21 protein-coding genes and 2 pseudogenes are annotated in these 16,590 nt (G+C 57.0%); 8 read left to right on the top strand and 15 right to left on the bottom strand.

Annotation, left to right across the window (positions count from 1 at the left end):
* Positions 1 to 104: 104 nt before the first annotated feature.
* A pseudogene (locus ACVWZP_RS12480) lies at positions 105 to 326 on the top strand (NADPH-dependent 7-cyano-7-deazaguanine reductase QueF); the annotation flags it as partial.
* 135 nt (positions 327 to 461) lie between these two features.
* Here the strand turns inward: ACVWZP_RS12480 and ACVWZP_RS12475 are convergent.
* Positions 462 to 728 (bottom strand): DUF4404 family protein, encoded by a 267-nt coding sequence (locus tag ACVWZP_RS12475; RefSeq protein ID WP_046384312.1) that lies wholly within the window; start codon positions 726 to 728, stop codon positions 462 to 464.
* A 110-nt stretch (positions 729 to 838) separates the two neighbouring features.
* A complete protein-coding gene (locus ACVWZP_RS12470) occupies positions 839 to 1,447 on the bottom strand; it encodes a phosphatase (RefSeq protein WP_079443078.1) in 609 nt (202 codons plus the stop codon).
* Positions 1,448 to 1,684: 237 nt separating this feature from the next.
* Here ACVWZP_RS12470 and ACVWZP_RS12465 point away from each other — a divergent pair, with 237 nt between their 5' ends.
* Entirely contained in the window at positions 1,685 to 2,323 is a 639-nt protein-coding gene (locus ACVWZP_RS12465) for an MlaA family lipoprotein (protein ID WP_370737570.1), read from the top strand.
* A 60-nt stretch (positions 2,324 to 2,383) separates the two neighbouring features.
* Here ACVWZP_RS12465 and ACVWZP_RS12460 read toward each other — a convergent pair whose 3' ends face one another.
* The gene (locus ACVWZP_RS12460; RefSeq protein WP_046384310.1) at positions 2,384 to 2,680 is read right to left on the bottom strand and encodes a PilZ domain-containing protein; all 297 of its coding nucleotides are present in this window, start codon (positions 2,678 to 2,680) and stop codon (positions 2,384 to 2,386) included.
* A 277-nt stretch (positions 2,681 to 2,957) separates the two neighbouring features.
* Here ACVWZP_RS12460 and rssB point away from each other — a divergent pair, with 277 nt between their 5' ends.
* Both rssB and rssC read left to right on the top strand, forming a co-directional pair.
* Positions 2,958 to 4,139 carry a two-component system response regulator RssB gene (gene rssB / locus ACVWZP_RS12455; protein WP_017848892.1) on the top strand — a complete coding sequence of 394 codons (1,182 nt, stop codon included), beginning with the start codon at positions 2,958 to 2,960 and terminating at the stop codon, positions 4,137 to 4,139.
* The gene (rssC, locus tag ACVWZP_RS12450) at positions 4,139 to 4,621 is read left to right on the top strand and encodes an anti-sigma factor antagonist RssC (protein ID WP_017848891.1); all 483 of its coding nucleotides are present in this window, start codon (positions 4,139 to 4,141) and stop codon (positions 4,619 to 4,621) included. Before rssB ends, rssC begins: the two co-directional genes overlap by 1 nt.
* Positions 4,622 to 4,745: 124 nt before the next feature.
* On the opposite strand, the gene tal is transcribed toward rssC, so the two are convergent.
* Positions 4,746 to 5,672: a transaldolase gene (tal, locus tag ACVWZP_RS12445; protein WP_017848890.1), complete on the bottom strand. Its 927-nt coding sequence runs from the start codon at positions 5,670 to 5,672 to the stop codon at positions 4,746 to 4,748.
* Between the two features lie 208 nt (positions 5,673 to 5,880).
* Positions 5,881 to 6,900, bottom strand: a complete 1,020-nt coding sequence (gene dusA, locus ACVWZP_RS12440) for a tRNA dihydrouridine(20/20a) synthase DusA (RefSeq protein WP_457369822.1) — start codon at positions 6,898 to 6,900, stop codon at positions 5,881 to 5,883.
* Positions 6,901 to 7,005: 105 nt separating this feature from the next.
* Here dusA and ACVWZP_RS12435 point away from each other — a divergent pair, with 105 nt between their 5' ends.
* Entirely contained in the window at positions 7,006 to 8,097 is a 1,092-nt protein-coding gene (locus tag ACVWZP_RS12435) for a site-specific integrase (RefSeq protein ID WP_457369821.1), read from the top strand.
* A 61-nt stretch (positions 8,098 to 8,158) separates the two neighbouring features.
* On the top strand, positions 8,159 to 8,458 hold the full coding sequence (locus ACVWZP_RS12430; RefSeq protein ID WP_457369820.1) for a hypothetical protein: 300 nt from the start codon (positions 8,159 to 8,161) through the stop codon (positions 8,456 to 8,458).
* Positions 8,459 to 8,512: 54 nt separating this feature from the next.
* On the opposite strand, the gene ACVWZP_RS12425 is transcribed toward ACVWZP_RS12430, so the two are convergent.
* The 9 genes and pseudogenes from ACVWZP_RS12425 to ACVWZP_RS12385 form a co-directional block, all read right to left on the bottom strand.
* Complete coding sequence (locus ACVWZP_RS12425; RefSeq protein WP_457369819.1) at positions 8,513 to 8,785, bottom strand: pyocin activator PrtN family protein; 273 nt, start codon at positions 8,783 to 8,785, stop codon at positions 8,513 to 8,515.
* Positions 8,782 to 10,773 (bottom strand): DNA cytosine methyltransferase, encoded by a 1,992-nt coding sequence (locus ACVWZP_RS12420; protein WP_457369818.1) that lies wholly within the window; start codon positions 10,771 to 10,773, stop codon positions 8,782 to 8,784. Before ACVWZP_RS12420 ends, ACVWZP_RS12425 begins: the two co-directional genes overlap by 4 nt.
* Positions 10,770 to 11,276: a hypothetical protein gene (locus tag ACVWZP_RS12415; RefSeq protein WP_457369817.1), complete on the bottom strand. Its 507-nt coding sequence runs from the start codon at positions 11,274 to 11,276 to the stop codon at positions 10,770 to 10,772. The genes ACVWZP_RS12420 and ACVWZP_RS12415 overlap by 4 nt, the downstream gene beginning before the upstream one ends.
* A complete protein-coding gene (locus ACVWZP_RS12410) occupies positions 11,273 to 11,815 on the bottom strand; it encodes a phosphohydrolase (RefSeq protein WP_457369816.1) in 543 nt (180 codons plus the stop codon). The genes ACVWZP_RS12415 and ACVWZP_RS12410 overlap by 4 nt, the downstream gene beginning before the upstream one ends.
* Positions 11,812 to 12,033 (bottom strand): hypothetical protein, encoded by a 222-nt coding sequence (locus ACVWZP_RS12405; RefSeq protein WP_457369815.1) that lies wholly within the window; start codon positions 12,031 to 12,033, stop codon positions 11,812 to 11,814. The genes ACVWZP_RS12410 and ACVWZP_RS12405 overlap by 4 nt, the downstream gene beginning before the upstream one ends.
* 188 nt (positions 12,034 to 12,221) lie before the next feature.
* A pseudogene (locus ACVWZP_RS12400) lies at positions 12,222 to 12,611 on the bottom strand (hypothetical protein); the annotation flags it as partial.
* A gap of 48 nt (positions 12,612 to 12,659) precedes the next feature.
* Positions 12,660 to 12,986, bottom strand: coding sequence for a pyocin activator PrtN family protein (locus ACVWZP_RS12395; protein WP_457369814.1), 327 nt, complete (start codon positions 12,984 to 12,986; stop codon positions 12,660 to 12,662).
* Positions 12,987 to 13,141: 155 nt separating this feature from the next.
* Positions 13,142 to 13,426, bottom strand: a complete 285-nt coding sequence (locus tag ACVWZP_RS12390; RefSeq protein WP_457369813.1) for a phage antirepressor KilAC domain-containing protein — start codon at positions 13,424 to 13,426, stop codon at positions 13,142 to 13,144.
* 9 nt (positions 13,427 to 13,435) lie between these two features.
* A complete protein-coding gene (locus ACVWZP_RS12385) occupies positions 13,436 to 14,017 on the bottom strand; it encodes a hypothetical protein (RefSeq protein ID WP_457369812.1) in 582 nt (193 codons plus the stop codon).
* A 336-nt stretch (positions 14,018 to 14,353) separates the two neighbouring features.
* Between ACVWZP_RS12385 and ACVWZP_RS12380 the strand changes: the two genes are divergently transcribed.
* A complete protein-coding gene (locus ACVWZP_RS12380; RefSeq protein ID WP_457369811.1) occupies positions 14,354 to 15,370 on the top strand; it encodes a hypothetical protein in 1,017 nt (338 codons plus the stop codon).
* 11 nt (positions 15,371 to 15,381) lie between these two features.
* On the opposite strand, the gene ACVWZP_RS12375 is transcribed toward ACVWZP_RS12380, so the two are convergent.
* Positions 15,382 to 16,107: a LexA family protein gene (locus tag ACVWZP_RS12375; RefSeq protein WP_457369810.1), complete on the bottom strand. Its 726-nt coding sequence runs from the start codon at positions 16,105 to 16,107 to the stop codon at positions 15,382 to 15,384.
* Positions 16,108 to 16,185: 78 nt separating this feature from the next.
* Here ACVWZP_RS12375 and ACVWZP_RS12370 point away from each other — a divergent pair, with 78 nt between their 5' ends.
* Positions 16,186 to 16,446 (top strand): hypothetical protein, encoded by a 261-nt coding sequence (locus tag ACVWZP_RS12370; RefSeq protein WP_457369809.1) that lies wholly within the window; start codon positions 16,186 to 16,188, stop codon positions 16,444 to 16,446.
* Positions 16,447 to 16,590 lie beyond the last annotated feature (144 nt).

Here is a 16,590-nt window from a genome sequence, read left to right as displayed (position 1 = left end):
AACCCAATGTGGGAGGGGGCTTGCCCCCGATAGCGGAGTGTCAGTCACAGTCTCTGTGTCTGACCCACTGCAATCGGGGGCAAGCCCCCTCCCACATCGCACAGCTGGATCACGCCAGCCTGTTGGAGTATCTGGTGAGCTTTCGCCAGCACTCGGACTTCCATGAGCAGTGCGTGGAGCGGATCTTCCTGGACTTGCAGCGCCTGCTGACGCCGGAGAAGTTGACGGTATATGCGCGGTATGTGCGGCGGGGTGGGTTGGATATCAACCCGTATCGCAGTACTGAGGCGGTGCCGTTCCAGAACCTGCGCCTGGCGCGCCAGTAACCTTTACACAAACCCAATGTGGGAGGGGGCTTGCCCCCGATAGCGGAGTGTCAGTCACAGTCTCTGTGCCTGACTCACCCCTATCGGGGGCAAGCCCCCTCCCACATTGGGTTCTGTGCTTGGTTTGGGCGCGGGTTAAATGCCGATGTTGCCCAGGGTGATCACGATATTGCGCAGCGTCCCGGCAATGCCTGGGTGGTCTAACTCGAAACCTTCTACCGCCCGGTTCACTTCGTCGGCGATGCTGGGCGGCTGGGTGGCCGGTTCCAGTTCAAGTTGTACTTCAAACTTGGCCAGCAAGGCTTCCAGCGCTTCACGTTTTTCGGCTGGCAGCGGTGGTTCCTGGTCCAGTTGCTCGCGCAGGATGTTGACCTGTTCTTGCAGTTTTTCGCGGGCAGGCATGGTGTTGTTCCTTTTATCGATAGGCACTGGCATAGACCACGGCACGCCGAGAAAGGTCTACGAGAGGAGCTGTAGATTAATCTACCGGCGCCGTCTGTGCATGATCTCAATCAGGGCTTTTCGCCTTTGAGCTGGCGCAGGCTGATGTCTGCCAGGCAGGTGCCGAGCTCGCCGAGGTGATCGATCACCGAATGCACCCCCAGCCCATACAGCGCCACGGTGGCCTTGCCGCGTTTGTATTCGCGTTGTTGGTCGGTCAGTGCCTGCCATTGCTCGGGCGCCAGGCCGCACAGCGAACCGCAGGACGCCAGGCCGATAGTCCACAGCCCGGCATTCAGGCCCGATTGCAGCAGGCGCGGCTCGCCGCTGACCAGCACGCAGCCTTCCAGGCGTTCGATGTTCAATTCCATCAAGGCTTGCCAGCATGCATGAGGGGCGGGCCAGCGGATGGGAGAGGACGATGCGGCCTTGAGCCAATCGGGCAGCGCAGCGGCCAGTGGGGTTGTTACCGAGGGCGGCAGCTCATCCAGCCAGGCGCAGGGCACGCCTTGTTCCTTGAGGCTGCGCAGGACCTTCAGCGCACCTGGTGTGGCTTCGGCGTGCGGGGAGGGTGAATCGGTGCGCGCCTGGGAACCGAAATCGACCAGGCAGCCACTCAGGCCAAACAACACGGCGGTCAAGGTGGGGGCAGTGGCGACGGCAATCTCGGCGTGAGGCATTTCGACATCCCTGAAATAGCTACGACGCTATCGGAGTGGCGTGACAAGTCCGTGACAGTTTGTAGGAATTTTGTACATTCTCCGTATGTCGTTTCCTGGCAGCTGCCTAAAAGGACACTTCCGTCATATACTGGCGCCTTATTCAGGGCATAGCGCCCATGACAGACTATTCAAGGAGCAAAAGCTATGCGCTGGAGCCACTACTTCGCTCAGTTTTCGGTGTGTGCCGTTATCCTGATGGCCCCTTTCGCCGCACAGGCCGCGTCGGAAGATGATCCATGGGAAAGCATCAACCGCCCGATCTTCACCTTCAACGACACCGTTGATACCTACGCCCTCAAACCATTGGCCCAAGGCTATCAGTTTGTGACCCCGCAATTCGTGCAGGACGGCGTGCACAACTTCTTCCGCAATATCGGCGATGTCGGCAACCTGGCCAACAACGTGCTGCAACTCAAGCCACACGCGGCCGGCGTGGATACTGCCCGCCTGTTGATGAACACCACCTTCGGCGTGCTGGGCTTTATCGACGTCGGCACCAAAATGGGGCTGCAACGCAGCGATGAAGACTTCGGCCAAACCCTCGGTTACTGGGGCGTCGGCAGCGGTCCTTACGTGATGCTGCCGCTGCTGGGCCCAAGCACCCTGCGCGACGCGCCGTCCAAATACGTGGACAGCTACACCCAACCGTACCGCTACATGAACGACATCGGCTGGCGCAACAGCACCTTCGGCCTGAACATCGTCGACACCCGTGCCAGCCTGCTCGACAGCGAGAAGTTGATCACCGGCGACAAGTACACCTTCATCCGCAACGCCTACCTGCAGAACCGCGAGTTCAAGGTCAAGGACGGCAAGGTTGTCGACGACTTCTAGGTCGAGACCTCTTGAAACGAAAAAAGGCGACCATGTGGTCGCCTTTTTTGTGCGCGGGTATCAGCGCATTTTCAGGATCTTCAGCCCCAGATGCTGGCCGTCGCCCTCGTTCCTCGCCCATACCACCTGGGTGTCCGCTTCCAGGCCCGCGAGGGCCGCGTGTTCCGACTCGATACGCACGGTCAGCAGATCGCCCACCGTGAACTGGCGAGGTGCCTGCACCTGCATGCCGGAGCTGGAGAGGTCCACGCAAACCCCGTCAATTTCTTGCCCGGCATGGATCAAAGAGACATTGGCATCCACTCGCATGCGGATGAAATCGCGCTTTTCAGCGTAGTCGCGCTCGTGTTCGCTCACAGCTTCCATCCTTACTTTGTGTTGTGGTGATGGCTGTTCTTATAACTCCCGGTGATTTGCGATGTAAAGACGTTCGGCGACCATCGGCATGAGCTTGAAACCCCTGTCGGATGGGAGTACCGTCTGCGCCTTAGAAGGGCACCTCTGCTTTACCTTTGTGCGTGGGCAAAAAGCCTATGCTTTGTAGGACAGAGAGGCTAGAAAGCGAATCCAGTAGCGTGAGCCCGGCCATTGCCGAGCCGCCTACGCCAACCTAATTCTGGCGCCGTTTGCCCACATGCCAAAAACCAGTGCCACGCTGCTGATAATCGATGACGACGAAGTAGTGCGCGCAAGCCTTGCGGCCTATTTGGAAGACAGTGGCTTCAGCGTCCTGCAGGCCAGCAATGGCCAACAGGGTCTCCAGGTGTTCGAGCGCGACAAGCCCGACCTCGTGATCTGCGATCTGCGCATGCCCCAGATGGGCGGCCTCGAACTGATTCGCCAGGTGACCGAGCTTGCTCCGCAGACGCCGGTGATTGTCGTGTCCGGTGCCGGGGTGATGAACGATGCCGTCGAGGCCCTGCGCCTGGGCGCCGCCGACTACCTGATCAAGCCCCTGGAAGACCTGGCGGTGCTGGAGCACTCGGTGCGCCGCGCCCTGGATCGCGCACGCCTGCTGGTGGAAAACCAGCGCTACCGCGAAAAGCTCGAAACCGCCAACCGCGAACTCGAAGCCAGCCTGAACCTGCTCCAGGAAGACCAGAACGCCGGTCGCCAGGTGCAGATGAACATGCTGCCGGTCAGCCCGTGGACCATCGATGAGTTCAAGTTTGCGCACCAGATCATCCCGTCGCTGTACCTGTCGGGTGATTTTGTCGACTATTTCCGCGTAGATGAGCGGCGGGTGGCGTTTTATCTGGCCGACGTGTCCGGCCACGGCGCGTCCTCGGCATTTGTCACCGTGTTGTTGAAGTTCATGACCACACGGCTGCTGTTCGAATCCAAGCGCAATGGCACCTTGCCGGAGTTCACCCCCTCCGAGGTGCTGGGCCACATCAACCGAGGCCTGATCAGCTGCAAGCTGGGCAAGCACGTGACGATGGTGGGCGGCGTGATTGATGAAGAAACCGGTCTTTTGACCTACAGCATCGGCGGTCACCTGCCGATGCCGGTTTTATACACTCCTGACAGTGTGCGCTACCTGGAAGGGCGTGGTCTGCCCGTCGGCTTGTTCAATGAAGCCACCTACGAAGACCACATCCTGGAGCTGCCGCCGACCTTCAGCCTGACGCTGATGTCCGATGGCATCCTCGACCTTCTTCCAGAGCCTACACTCAAAGAGAAAGAAGCTGCCTTGCCCCAACGGGTCAAGTCGGCGGGCGGCAGCCTGGATGGCCTGCGGCAGGTTTTTGGATTGGCCACGCTAGGGGAGATGCCGGATGATATCGCCCTATTGGTGTTGAGCAGGAATCTTTGATGAGTACCGGAAGAATCCAATTCGCCGAGCAAGACGGGACGTTTGTCCTGAAGTTTGTCGGTGAAGTGCGCCTGACCTTGTGTTCGGCGCTGGATGCAACGATTGAGCGGATCTTCACAGCGCTGAATTTCTCGGCGATCGTGATCGATCTGACCGAAACCCGCAGCATCGATAGCACCACGCTTGGGCTGTTGGCCAAGTTGTCCATTCTGTCTCGGCAGAAGGTCGGCCTGTTGCCCACTGTCGTCACCACCCACGAAGACATCACCCGTCTGCTGCAATCCATGGGCTTCGATCAAGTGTTCAACATCGTTGACCGCCCGATCCCCTGCCCGGAATGTCTGACCGACCTGCCGTCCCAGGACCAATCCGAGGAAATCGTGCGGATCAAGGTGCTGGAAGCGCACAAAATCCTGATGGGCTTGAACGAGTCCAACCGCGAAGCCTTCCACGACCTCGTCAACGCCCTCGAACGCCACTGATCTCTCCAGGTGTGGGAGGGGGCTTGCTTCCGATTGCCCCAGACCTGTCAGTACATGCCTAACGGATTGACACAAAAAAAGGGCGGAACCCTCACAGGTCCCGCCCTTTTTGCTGCCGCCGCTGTTACAGCTTGGCAGCCAGCAACGCCTCCAGCTTCTCCTGGTCGCGGGCAAACTGACGAATCCCCTCGGCCAGCTTCTCGGTCGCCATCGCATCCTCGTTGGACTCCCAACGGAACTGCGCTTCAGTCAGATGTACCCGCGCTTCACCGGCATGGCCTGGCGACAACTTGCGCTCCAGCTTGCCAGTATCGGCCGCCAGTTTCTCCAGCAGGTCCGGGCTGATGGTCAGGCGATCACAGCCGGCCAGCTCTTCGATCTGGCTCAGGTTGCGGAAACTCGCCCCCATCACCACGGTCTTGTAGCCATTGGCCTTGTAGTAGTTGTAGATGCGCGTCACCGACTGCACGCCCGGATCGTCTGCGCCGGTGTAGTCGTTGCCGTTGGCTTTCTTGTACCAGTCGTAGATACGGCCCACGAACGGCGAAATCAGGAACACGCCCGCTTCGGCACAGGCCACGGCCTGGGCGAAGGAGAACAGCAGCGTCAGGTTGGTCTGGATGCCTTCTTTTTCCAGCTTCTCCGCCGCGCGGATGCCTTCCCAGGTGGACGCGATCTTGATCAGCACGCGATCACGGCCAACCCCGGCTTTTTCGTACAGGTCGATCAGACGGTGCGCGCGCTTGAGTACGGCGTCAGTGTCGAACGACAAGCGCGCATCCACCTCGGTGGAGATACGGCCGGGCACCACTTTCAGGATCTCTTGACCCACCGCCACCGCAAAACGGTCGCTGGCCAGGCCGACATCACCGTTGCAGTCTTTCACGCACTCATCCAGCAACTTGGCATAGCCCGGGATCGACGCGGCCTTGAGCAGCAGGGAAGGGTTGGTGGTGGCATCTTGCGGCTTGAGATTGGCGAGGGCCGCAAAATCGCCGGTATCGGCGACGACGGTGGTGAACTGTTTGAGTTGTTCCAGCTTGGAAGTCATGAGCGTGCTCTGTCCTATGGGTCTGATGACATTACCCGAGCGCTGGCAGGCGCTCAAGGGCGCAAATGCGTTCGATCGTTTGCGAGGGCAACAACCTGAAAACAGCCGTTTGAATGACTGGCCTTGCTGGTAAATAGGAGGGCAAAATCGCCCGCAGGTTCAACCCAACAGCTCGATGAACACCGCGATCAACCTGTGGGCGCCGGTTTCACCGGCCCTCCAACAACTCCGCCGCCTGATCCAGCAACGCCAGCGGGTCACTTGCTTTATGAATATCCACCGACAACAACTGCCGGAACTTGCGCGCCCCAGGGAAACCCGTGCCCAACCCCAGCACATGCCGCGTAATGTGATGCATCGAGCCACCGCTTGCCAAATGCTCCGCGATATAAGGCCGCAACTGCGCCAACGCCTCTGCCCGACTGATCACCGGCCGCGTGCTGCCAAACAACTGCTGATCCACCTCTGCCAGTAAATACGGATTGTGATAAGCCTCCCGGCCCAGCATCACCCCGTCAAACGTCTGCAAATGCTCATGGCACTGCTCCAGCGTCTTGATCCCGCCGTTGAGAATAATCTCCAGCTCGGCAAAATCCCGCTTCAACTGCGCCGCCACGTCATAACGCAACGGCGGAATGTCGCGATTCTCCTTCGGCGACAACCCCTCCAGAATCGCAATCCGCGCATGCACGGTAAAACTGGTACACCCCGCGTCCTTCACCTGCCCGACGAAATCACACAACTGGGCGTAACTGTCCCGCCCATTGATCCCGATACGGTGCTTCACCGTCACCGGAATCGACACCGCATCGCGCATCGCCTTCACACAATCGGCCACCAACGCCGGATGGCCCATCAGACACGCGCCGATCATATTGTTCTGCACCCGATCGCTGGGGCAGCCGACGTTCAGGTTCACTTCATCGTAACCGGCAGCCTCGGCCATACGGGCACAAGCGGCCAAATCGGCGGGAACACTGCCGCCCAGTTGGAGGGCGAGCGGGTGCTCGGCGTCGTTGTGGCGCAGGAAGCGCTCGTGATCGCCGTGGAGGATCGCGCCGGTGGTGACCATCTCGGTGTAGAGCAGGGCGTGTTTGGAGAGCAGGCGCAGGAAGAACCGGCAGTGGCGGTCGGTCCAGTCCATCATCGGGGCCACACTGAAGCGTCGAGACGACTTGGAGCGGGGCGGGCTTTTATTTACGGGCGCTTCAGGTTTTTCGGAATTCATTTGTTCGACTGATCTTTTATACAGCTGTTTTTACCCATTTTTCCTTGTTTTTCGAAGTCGGTTGCTACAATGTAGCAAGCGAATTCGGCAATGTAGCAACTGGAAATGGGCACGATCACATCACGCAAGCGCAAGGACAACTCGACGGCCTATACGGCGCAGATACGGATCAATCGGGATGGGCGCACAGTTTATCAGGAAAGCCAAACCTTCGACCGCAAGCAGGTCGCTCAGGCTTGGATCAAACGGCGTGAGACGGAGCTGGCCGAGCCTGGTGCAATTGAGCGCGCGAACCGCAAGGGCGTAACGATAAGGAAGATGATTGAGCAGTACCTGGACGAGTACGAGAAGATCCGGCCGTTGGGTAAGACAAAGAACGCAACACTCAATGCGATCAAGGAAACTTGGCTAGGTGACCTTGATGACTCGGCGCTGACCAGTCAGAAGCTGGTTGAGTTCGCTCAGTGGCGGATGAGTGAAGAGGGCGGTGGCGTTCAGGCGCAGACGGTCGGCAATGATCTCTCGCACTTGGGCGCTGTGCTGTCGGTGGCCCGGCCTGCGTGGGGCTATGAGGTCGACCCGCTAGCTATGCCTGATGCGCGCAAGGTGTTGCGTAAGCTGGGTATGGTGAGTAAGAGCAAGGAGCGCAACCGGCGGCCGACGATCGAGGAGCTGGACAAGCTCATGGCGCATTTCTTCGAAATGCAGGAACGGCGCAATGCTCAGATCGACATGCCGAAGGTGATCGCCTTTGCGCTTTTCTCGACGCGCCGACAGGAGGAAATTACGCGTATCCGCTGGGTTGATCTCGACGAGTCGCGGCAGGCTGTCCTGGTGCGCGATATGAAAAACCCTGGTCAGAAGATCGGTAATGACGTTTGGTGTCATCTGCCAGATGAGGCTTGGGCAATTTTGCAGAGCATGCCCAAGATCGAGCGGGAAATCTTTCCCTACAACGCCAAGTCAGTGTCGGCCGCATTTACGCGGGCGTGCCCGATGCTCGGCATCAAGGATCTCCACTTTCACGACCTTCGTCACGAAGGTGTGAGCCGGTTGTTTGAGATGGATTGGGACATACCTAGGGTGTCGAGTGTATCTGGGCACCGGGACTGGAACTCGTTGAGACGGTACACCCACTTACGAGGACGAGGCGACCCATACATTGCCTGGCGCTGGCTTAGCGCGGTTATTTCTTGATTTTAAAGTGACGCCGCTGGCATATTCCTTGCCTCATATCGGCCTATTCCAAGGATAGAAAATGACTGAGTATTACGTTACTGCGGTACGTCACAACAAGGAACAATCAAAAATTATTGCCTTGCAGGTTCGTAGGCGTATTCTGGAAGAGAAAAAGGTTGGTCCGCGCGTCGGCAGTAGTCGTGAGTTTATTGCTGATTTGATCTTGTCGAAGACGGCGACCTTTAAAACTGCGACTTACAACAAGGCGGAAAAATATTGGGAGAGTGGCGCTCTTGTTCATGTAGTGGGTGACAATTTCCTCTCGACAGATCGAAATGATAAAACAAAAGACAATTTAGGGGAGCTGCCGCCGTTTTGACCTTTACTGTTTTTGGAGTAAAGCCCTGACTTCTTCAGGGCTTTTTCACTTTTGTTATGCGGCTTTCCTTCCCATTAGTTGATTTTGTTCAGCTCGCGCTTTTTCGGTCTGACGATCGATGTAGTCGGCAAGGTCTCTAAGATGTATTCCCAGCGCCGCTTTTTGACTGTCTGCCCCCAATCGCACAACAGGAATATCAATCTCACCATCTAGCCTTTTACGCTTGAATTTCTCCACTGTCAGATGCATGTAATCCGCGCATACACGATCTAGGGGGATAACTGCCTGCCCATCGTACTGAGCCATCAATAGGAACAAGGTATTCATTGATGCACCTCTTGTGTCGACGCGCTTAGCGCAATGGCTACCGGTTGCACCCAGATCGAAACGTTGCTGAGCATAAATGTCTCGCCTGCCTCCGAGAGTAGTAGCGTCATACCAAACACGTCAGCCATGGCCTTTGCTGCGGCGCGGGGTACTGCGTTGCCGATGCGTTCACGGTGGCTGCCATCGTTGATTCCGTCCAGCTGGAAGAACCTCGCATGTTCAAGCTTGCGAGCATGTTGCATCACTCGAATGTCACGGGCGGTCTGCGGATCTGCTGACCAGTGATCTTCTGGATCAAACAGCGACTGCAGCGCGGCCAGCTCCAGGGTGGTGAACGGACGGTGCCAGGTGCCGTCGAGGCTGGTGATCATGCAGGTCAGCCGGTCGTTGGGCGCCGGCATACGCTGATCGGCAACCGACCACCGCCCGTTGTCGTGGCAGGCACTGGCGGACACGGCACCTGCCGGCGTGTTGTAGTCGACGACTCCGTAATGCCCGCCTGTAAGGTAGGCGTCGCCCTTGCTGCGCGACATGCCCGGGCGCGGATCTGCGATCGATAAAGCCCCACTGGCAACCTGTTGAGAGCCAGTCACGGTTTTGGCGCTCTCGCACCAGGGCGTGATCCGCAGCTTTTGCGTGCTGGCGTTCGGGTGCCAGTTTTTATAGGTCGGATCTGCCACAGCGAAAGCGCCTTGCCCGGTGGTGCTGCCGGCGATCACGGTGCCGGCCGGCTTGCTGTAGTCGGTGACCAGGTACTTACCGAAGCCCTTTGACGGTTGTCGAGGGTCAGCCACGGCCTGCACGCCGGAGCTAGGGCCGTGCCCTGCGGTGGCAGTGCCTGCGGCTTGGTCGTTGCGAACTACCCGGAATATGTTGTTGCGCCGCTCGCGGCTCATGCGCGGGTCTGCAACGCTGAACGTCCCTTGCCCTGGGCTGCGTTGGCCGGTGACTACGCCGCAATGGCGGTTGTAAGGCAGCACGCCGTATTGGGTGTATTCGAATTTGCTGGTCGGACGCGGATCCGCGACGGAAAACTTGCCGTTCATAGGCCGGCTCGCACCTGCAACCACGCCTGCTGTATCGTCCCAATCGACAACACCGAGTACGCCGTTGTGGTATTCCGGCACGATCACAAAGTCACGTAGGTGACCGTCCTCGATCGCAAACCGACTTAGGCTGCGCCAATCCTTCCCGGCCTCAACTAATGCCAGGCGCACCCACGTTTTCCACTGCAGCGCAGGTACTCGGTGCATCGGGCCGGCCTGTTCGATGTCACCTGCCAGCGGCATGCGGCTCAGCACGTCGCCAACGGCGCGCAGGCTGCGCTTCTCGGGCTCGTATAGAAACGCCGGCACTTTCTCGACGTGTCTGGCCACCAACAGGAATCGCTTGCGGCTCTGTGCCAAGCCACCGATCTCGCCGCAATCATGGGTGGTTTCCGCGACCGCGTATCCATAGAAACTGAGCAGCTTGTTGATTTGATCGAGCAGGTGACGGCCGCGAGTAGCTAAACGTGGCACGTTCTCGAAGATAATCAGCGAGACTGGGTTGTGCTTCCATGCTTCGCACATCAGCCAGACACAGCGCAGCGTCAGTTCGTTTAGGGCCTGATACTTCGGGGTTTGGCTCATCGTCTCGGAGAGCAACCCCGACGCACCTTTGCAGGGACTGCTGATGAATACGGCGTCCGGATCTTCATTACAGGCGGCGCGGCGTAGATCTTCAGCGGTGGCTTCTTTCCAGCCTGCAGGCGGTTCCTTTCCATGGAATGCGGTGAACTGTTCGCGGGTGAACAGATCCATCAGCGTACCTGGTACGCCGGTCATCATTTGAAAGTCACGTAGTCCAGCGGGATCAACGTCAACACCACCTAGGCATCGCCATTCGGCTTGTACTGAGCCCAATGCAGGCTTGGAGTCACTAAAACCTGCGGCACCACTGCCCAGCCCGCAGCACATGTGGAAGTGTTTGAAAGTACGCTTGATCACAGGCGAACTCCCTTGGCTTGCTGGCCAACGAGTGCGGCGTGCTTCCACCCTCTGCGCTTCCATGCTGCGAAGCCTGCCCGGTACGCGTAATGCTCACGGGCGAACGAGTCGGATGTCTTCGCACTAGGTGCGGTGATGTACGTACCTCGCTGGGCGCAGTACCGCAGGCCTTCGGGGACTGGGAACTCTTTCTCGAACTCGGTGCGCTCGTCGATCTGAGGCTCGTCGACGGTCTCTTGTGACGGGTTTTCAGAGTTGCTGTGAAGGTGCGTATACCCCACAGCAAGCTGCGCGGGCGGGCGACTTTGAGCGTTTAGCGTTGCATCAGCGAGCGCTGCCCCGCGCAGCTTTTCGTGGGGTATAAGTGCCTTGGCAGTGGCGCTGGAAGAGGCAATATTGCCTGCTGCTGCGCAGCAGAGACTGTTTGTTTCTAGCGTGTCGAAGCCACCTGCATCGCGGAGCAAAGCGGGCAGGGCATTAGCGTTGTCCTGGCGGGTCTTCATGCCGCTTTCCTCCGATGTTCGAAAGCAAGTTGGTCCATCAGCCGCTGGTGGTAAGTGAGTCGGGCCTCTGCGGCGGGCCATGGCCGGATGGTTTCAAGCATGGGGTTGATGCCGGCCAAGCAATCCCACATAGCCGGATCGGTTGGCATGAGGTCGCGGCGTTCTGTTGCCAGGGCAATCAGATCGGCATGGTGCACGCTGGCAGGGAGATCGAGGGCCAGGTCGAAGCGCTCACAAACGCGCATCCAGATCACATCCTCGAAGCCTAGGTAGTCGGGCATCCACTGCTTTAGTGGGCGTGTCATGTCGCCCAGGTATGCCTCGGTCGCGTCGTGGAGCAAGGCCGCGAGCTTGTGCTCTTCCGGCACCAGCTCGGCGACGATGCAGCTGTGTTGGGCCACGCTGTAGAACTCGCGGGTGTGGCCGTTGAAGCGGCACAGGTGGGCCAGCGCGTGCGAGATGTCCCGTGGGTCAATCATGTCGACGTCTGGCTCGTATAGGTCGAAATGCTTGCCGGTTGAGGTGAGAATCCAGTTCATGCGGCTTCCCTCATAAGATCGGCCAGCAGCAGGGCGTTGTCTGTTGCTTTGTGCAATTGGCGCAAAGCGTCATAACCGATCAGCGCTTTCAGCTGCCGGTCGAATTCCTTGTTGTAGCGGGTCAGGGCGCGCAGGTGCTTGGTGGCCTTAGCGTGCTGCTGTTGCAGTGTGCCGGCGGCTTGTGGCGTCAAGCGCAGCATTGGAATGGAGCTGCTCATACGTCACCGCCGACTGCTTTTTGGTTTCGGGTGTGAATTTCCGCTTCGGTTCGAAAGAATTGCGCTGCTTTGCGGGCGTCTGCAGGGCACATTTCTTCGGTTTGCTCGCGCTGTATCACCCAGCGGCCTTGGGGCTCAGTGATTGAGATGGCCGCTGGGGCCGGTGCCAGCTTTGAGGCTTCTGAACCCAGTAAAGCTGCCATTGCAAGAGCTTGGTCACGGAGAGTAAGTGTGTCGCGCTCCAGTTTCTTGCCGGTACGGAATGCGCTGAATGTTTCTGCGGCAATTCGCAACTTTTCGGCGATCTCCAAGAGAGTTCGGCGGGATGGCTCCCCAAGTTTTGAAGCGGCCAATGCTCGTTCGTAATGGGAATACAGTTTCATATACTGGGCCTGGGCCTGATTAAGCAGTCGCTTCAGATCCTCAATCGCCACTGAGTTATCCGATTGCTGAATGGCCTTGCCTTCGCCGATACCTTCGATGCGGCCATCAATTAGGCCTCCTCGATAGCCGACCCAGTAGAGAATGCCAGCGGCTATTACGATGCTGATTAGTGCGCAGATTTGTATTGCGGTCATGTGGTGTGCTCCTTTTGGTTTTGTTGGCTGGTGGTGGCAGCCGTTTGGTTACTGGTCTTGCTCAGTTAAATCGTTCTGCGGACGCGGCATGTCCTCGTCCGCCTTGTAGGCGCGGATGTCGATCAATGCTGCGATGTGCTTGATGTGGGCATACCTCAACGCCTTGACGCTGTGGTCCAGGGTGGTCACCGGCAACTGAATCCGGCCGCTGTTGATCGCCTCGGTGAAGGTCTTTTCATTGAGGTTCTTGAAGTAATGCACGCGCAGCTTTTCCAGGGGGATAAGCACGTCGCCGAAGAGTTGGTGGAGCATCTCGACGGTTGCGCTATCCGGCGCGGGTTGCAGCCGTAGCGGTGTTTGAATGTTGTTGCTCATGTGCGGCGGCCTCCTTGCGTTTGAGTCGTGAAGGGTGGTTCCAGGCATTCAGGCAGTGGCGTTTGGTTAGCTCCCGCAGATGCTCCGGCACTTCGAGGAGTGCAGCGTTGCGCTCCTCTCGTGTGTGCATGGCGACGATCTGGCGGGCGTACTCCCTAGGCCACGTCACGGTTGTCTGCCGGGATGGCTGGCAGTTCGAGGCCCAACTGTTCGGCGAGCCAGCGTATGCCTGCCTGCCGGACCTTGGTCGACTGGCTGTACTGCATGCCGGCGGTCTCGTGATACCAGTTGCTGTCCTTGATCCGCAGGTACTCACGGTCGCGGACGGGGAAGGCCGGTAGGTTGCGGTCGTTGAGCAAGCCCTTCTCACGCATGAGCGCGATCAGTTTGGGACGGGTGAGGCCAAAGTACTTGGCGGTTTTTTCCAGGCTACGTTCCATCTCGGCCTCCTAGGCTGCATGCGCGGCGGGTGTTGCCACGGCAGCCAGATGGGTGATGGATTCGGCGACCATGGAGTAGATCTCCACGTCACTGCCGTACACCGTGAAGCACTTGGTACGCGGCTTCCTGACGCCGATGCTCATGATGGTGGTGATGCCTGCGCGGGTTTTGTTACGGTGGATTGCCAGGTTGATCGGTTGTTCAAAGCCCATATCGAGGCTGAGGGCGCCGCCGGTTTGCACTAGGTCGAATACCTGCTGCCGGTGTTCAGTTTCGAACACGCCGTAGCGGCGGTCTGCATGCGGCAAAGGCGATGGCTCGGAGGAGGTGGTTGGCCCGTTGACGATCTCTTCAATGAAGTCTGCAAGCTTGAGGTGCATCTTTTTGCTGTTGGTCAGGGTCAGCGTGTGGCGTTCGCTGTCCAGCTCAACGGTGAAGTGTGTGTCGACTTTGCGGCGTTCGACTTTCAGGCGGAAGGCCAGGGGTTCACGCTGCGTCTCGGCGCGCAGGAGGTGATTGAAGGTTTCGGTCAAGTTGACCTGTGCCTTGAGCAGGGTCAGGGTGCGATTGTCGAGTTTGTACTTGCTCATGCTGCTTGCCCTCCGCCGTTTGGATCGAAGGGGGCGGGTGCGGCGCGCTGTTTCAGCCTGGGGCTGGACGAGATGAAGGCGCAGCCGCTGTCTTGCGCCAGGCGGCGGATTTCGAATATGCGGGAGGGGTTAGCAGCGGCCGGGTGGACGTGCAATGTGGCTGTGGTGTGCATGGTTTTGCCTCGCTCTGTGGTGAAAGAGTGAAGCAAATATCAACCAGTGGTTTATAATTGTCAACCACCGATGGTTGATATTTGAGATGGCTAAACTCTTGTTGGACATATTGATGGCATTTTAGTAGCGTTCATCCTGACGAATTTCCTCTTAGGATAGAGAATGGATATTATGGAGAGACTTCTACCCGCTAATTTTTTGGAGCTCCTAGGAGGAGTTCTAGCTATTGTCGCTATCTTTGCCGGGTTGGGATCATTAAAGTTTAATTTGAGAGTTCATCTGCTGAAGTTGTTATCTATAGCCTTTATTTGTGCGCTAGCTTTGTTTTCTAATAGCGTTACAACATACTTTGTGGCGATCTTTGTTATTGCGACTGCAGTTACTGAGCTGGATTTTTTACAGAATCTTGCTGCAATAATTAGAGGGAATGATGGTTACTTTAATTACAAGAAAGAGGCTTTGTCTAGAGAAAGTAAGTTTGGGAATTTGGCGGCGGATGTCGCGCAGGCTGATGTTGTCTCCTCTAGTGGGTTGGATAGCGCGGGCGAGAGAAGCACTAATTCGGGCCCTGAAGAATTTGCAGGATCAGAAGCGGGGAATGCTAAAAATGATGCTGAAACAACCCCTTTGGAAAAGGTTGTAGTCGAGTCAAGTCATGAAGACATTGAGGTTGAAGCTGAGAAGCCTGACGGGGTGATTGCATTAAAAAGTAGTGACCACCGACGTGCTTTTGGAGAGAGCGATAGATTCTTAGGACTTTCAAGCACTACAGAGCGGTTGAGGCGAGTATTTGACCTGGAAAACAAAGCGTTCGACAGATTGGAAGTGTCATATAGGACTACGATTGAGCGCGGTGTCCGCCTTGTCTCAAAAAGCGGACTGCAAGTTGAACTCGATGGACTAATTTCTACTCGCATGATTCGGCATACAATATTCGAAATCAAATATTTGAGATCTCCGAGAAATTTCATTTCTTGGGTAAAGCTAGTTTCATCTCAGTTGGATCGCATTCGGGCGCTGTATAAAGAGATTACGAATAAAGATGCAGTTATTCATTTTGTATTGATTCTTGAAGATGGTGTTTCTTTAACCGAAAGGCAGACAAGAGAACTAAAGGGCATGAATGCTGATGATGTTTCGGTTTTTACTGCCGCATTGCTTGAGTCTAAGGTGGAGTAGTTGGCGTGATCTTATTCTGGGATAAATGATCCAACGACTTTTCCGCATATATGAGTCTCTTCCGTAATGTCAATGATTGGATATTGCGGATTGATAGGCTTCAAAAACTGCCTCCCTGCATCTTCGACTAAAACTTTGAATGTCGCCTCATTTGTTCTTGGCACTCTTGCAATTACTCTGTCTCCAGTATTTGCTTCTGCCTCCGGATCGACAAAAATAATACACCCCGTAGGATAGCTGCGACCTGGGCCTGGGTTCGTCATCGAGTCTCCAAGAACTCGAAGGGCATAGCCACTGTCACTGATGGGGACTGGGCAAGATAGCCAGGACTCACCATCGTATTGTTCACAATTTGCCTCGCACCATGCTCCTGCCTGTACCCACGAAATTAGTGGGACTTTGCCAAATCGTTTTGTAATTTCGAGAACATTGTTGTCGCCTCTGTTAATGAGTTGACGAACGTTGCTGTCTCCAATCTGCTCTTTAGGCTGGACACCATATTCTAACCACTCGCGCCGGACTTTGAGCCACGCGCAAAGGGCAACCATACTGTCAGCCTCGGCGATGGCATCTCCATTAAGCCACTTACTGACAGCTTGCGGACTCTTGACCACGCCAACGCTCTTCAAGTGCTTATGAATGTCCACCCCACGTCCCCGGGTGCGTACACCGGCATCGTCAAGTGCTTCGTGTAGGCGCGCCGTGAAAGCTGCCCGTAGCTCGTTCTTATCAACCATGAGTTGATACTCTCACAGGGGTTGCGCAATAGTCAGTTGATGTTAATATCAACCGCGAGTTGATAAATGGAGGTTGCCATGTTGAACCCCGCAGATTTTCCAAACGCTATCGCGTTCGCATTTGAAGCAGTAGGCGGCATTGGTGCCGCCGCCAAGGTGTGTGAGAGGAGCTATCAGGCGCTCAATAAATGGCGCTTGGCTGCCAGCCTTCCCCGCACCGACTACACCGGCGAAACCCACTACGCAAAACTGTTAGCGACCGCTGCTGAGCAAAAGGGCAACGCGTTTGATGCTGCCTGGTTGCTCAACGCATCGGCACCGCAGAAAGCTGCAGCGTAGATAGAAAAAAGGCGACCCACGGGCCGCCCAGTTCCTCCCGGCACACACCACCACAGTGCTGTCGGGTCGCGACGAAAGTTGGAGGGCACACCACATGCAAACCACCTCCTTTTATCGCGCTACCAAGACACGGATGTCTTGGGT

The organism is Pseudomonas sp. TE36184, from assembly GCF_054060055.1.
The sequence above is the reverse complement of the archived record's forward strand: the minus strand, read 5'-3'. Positions and strand labels throughout refer to the sequence as shown.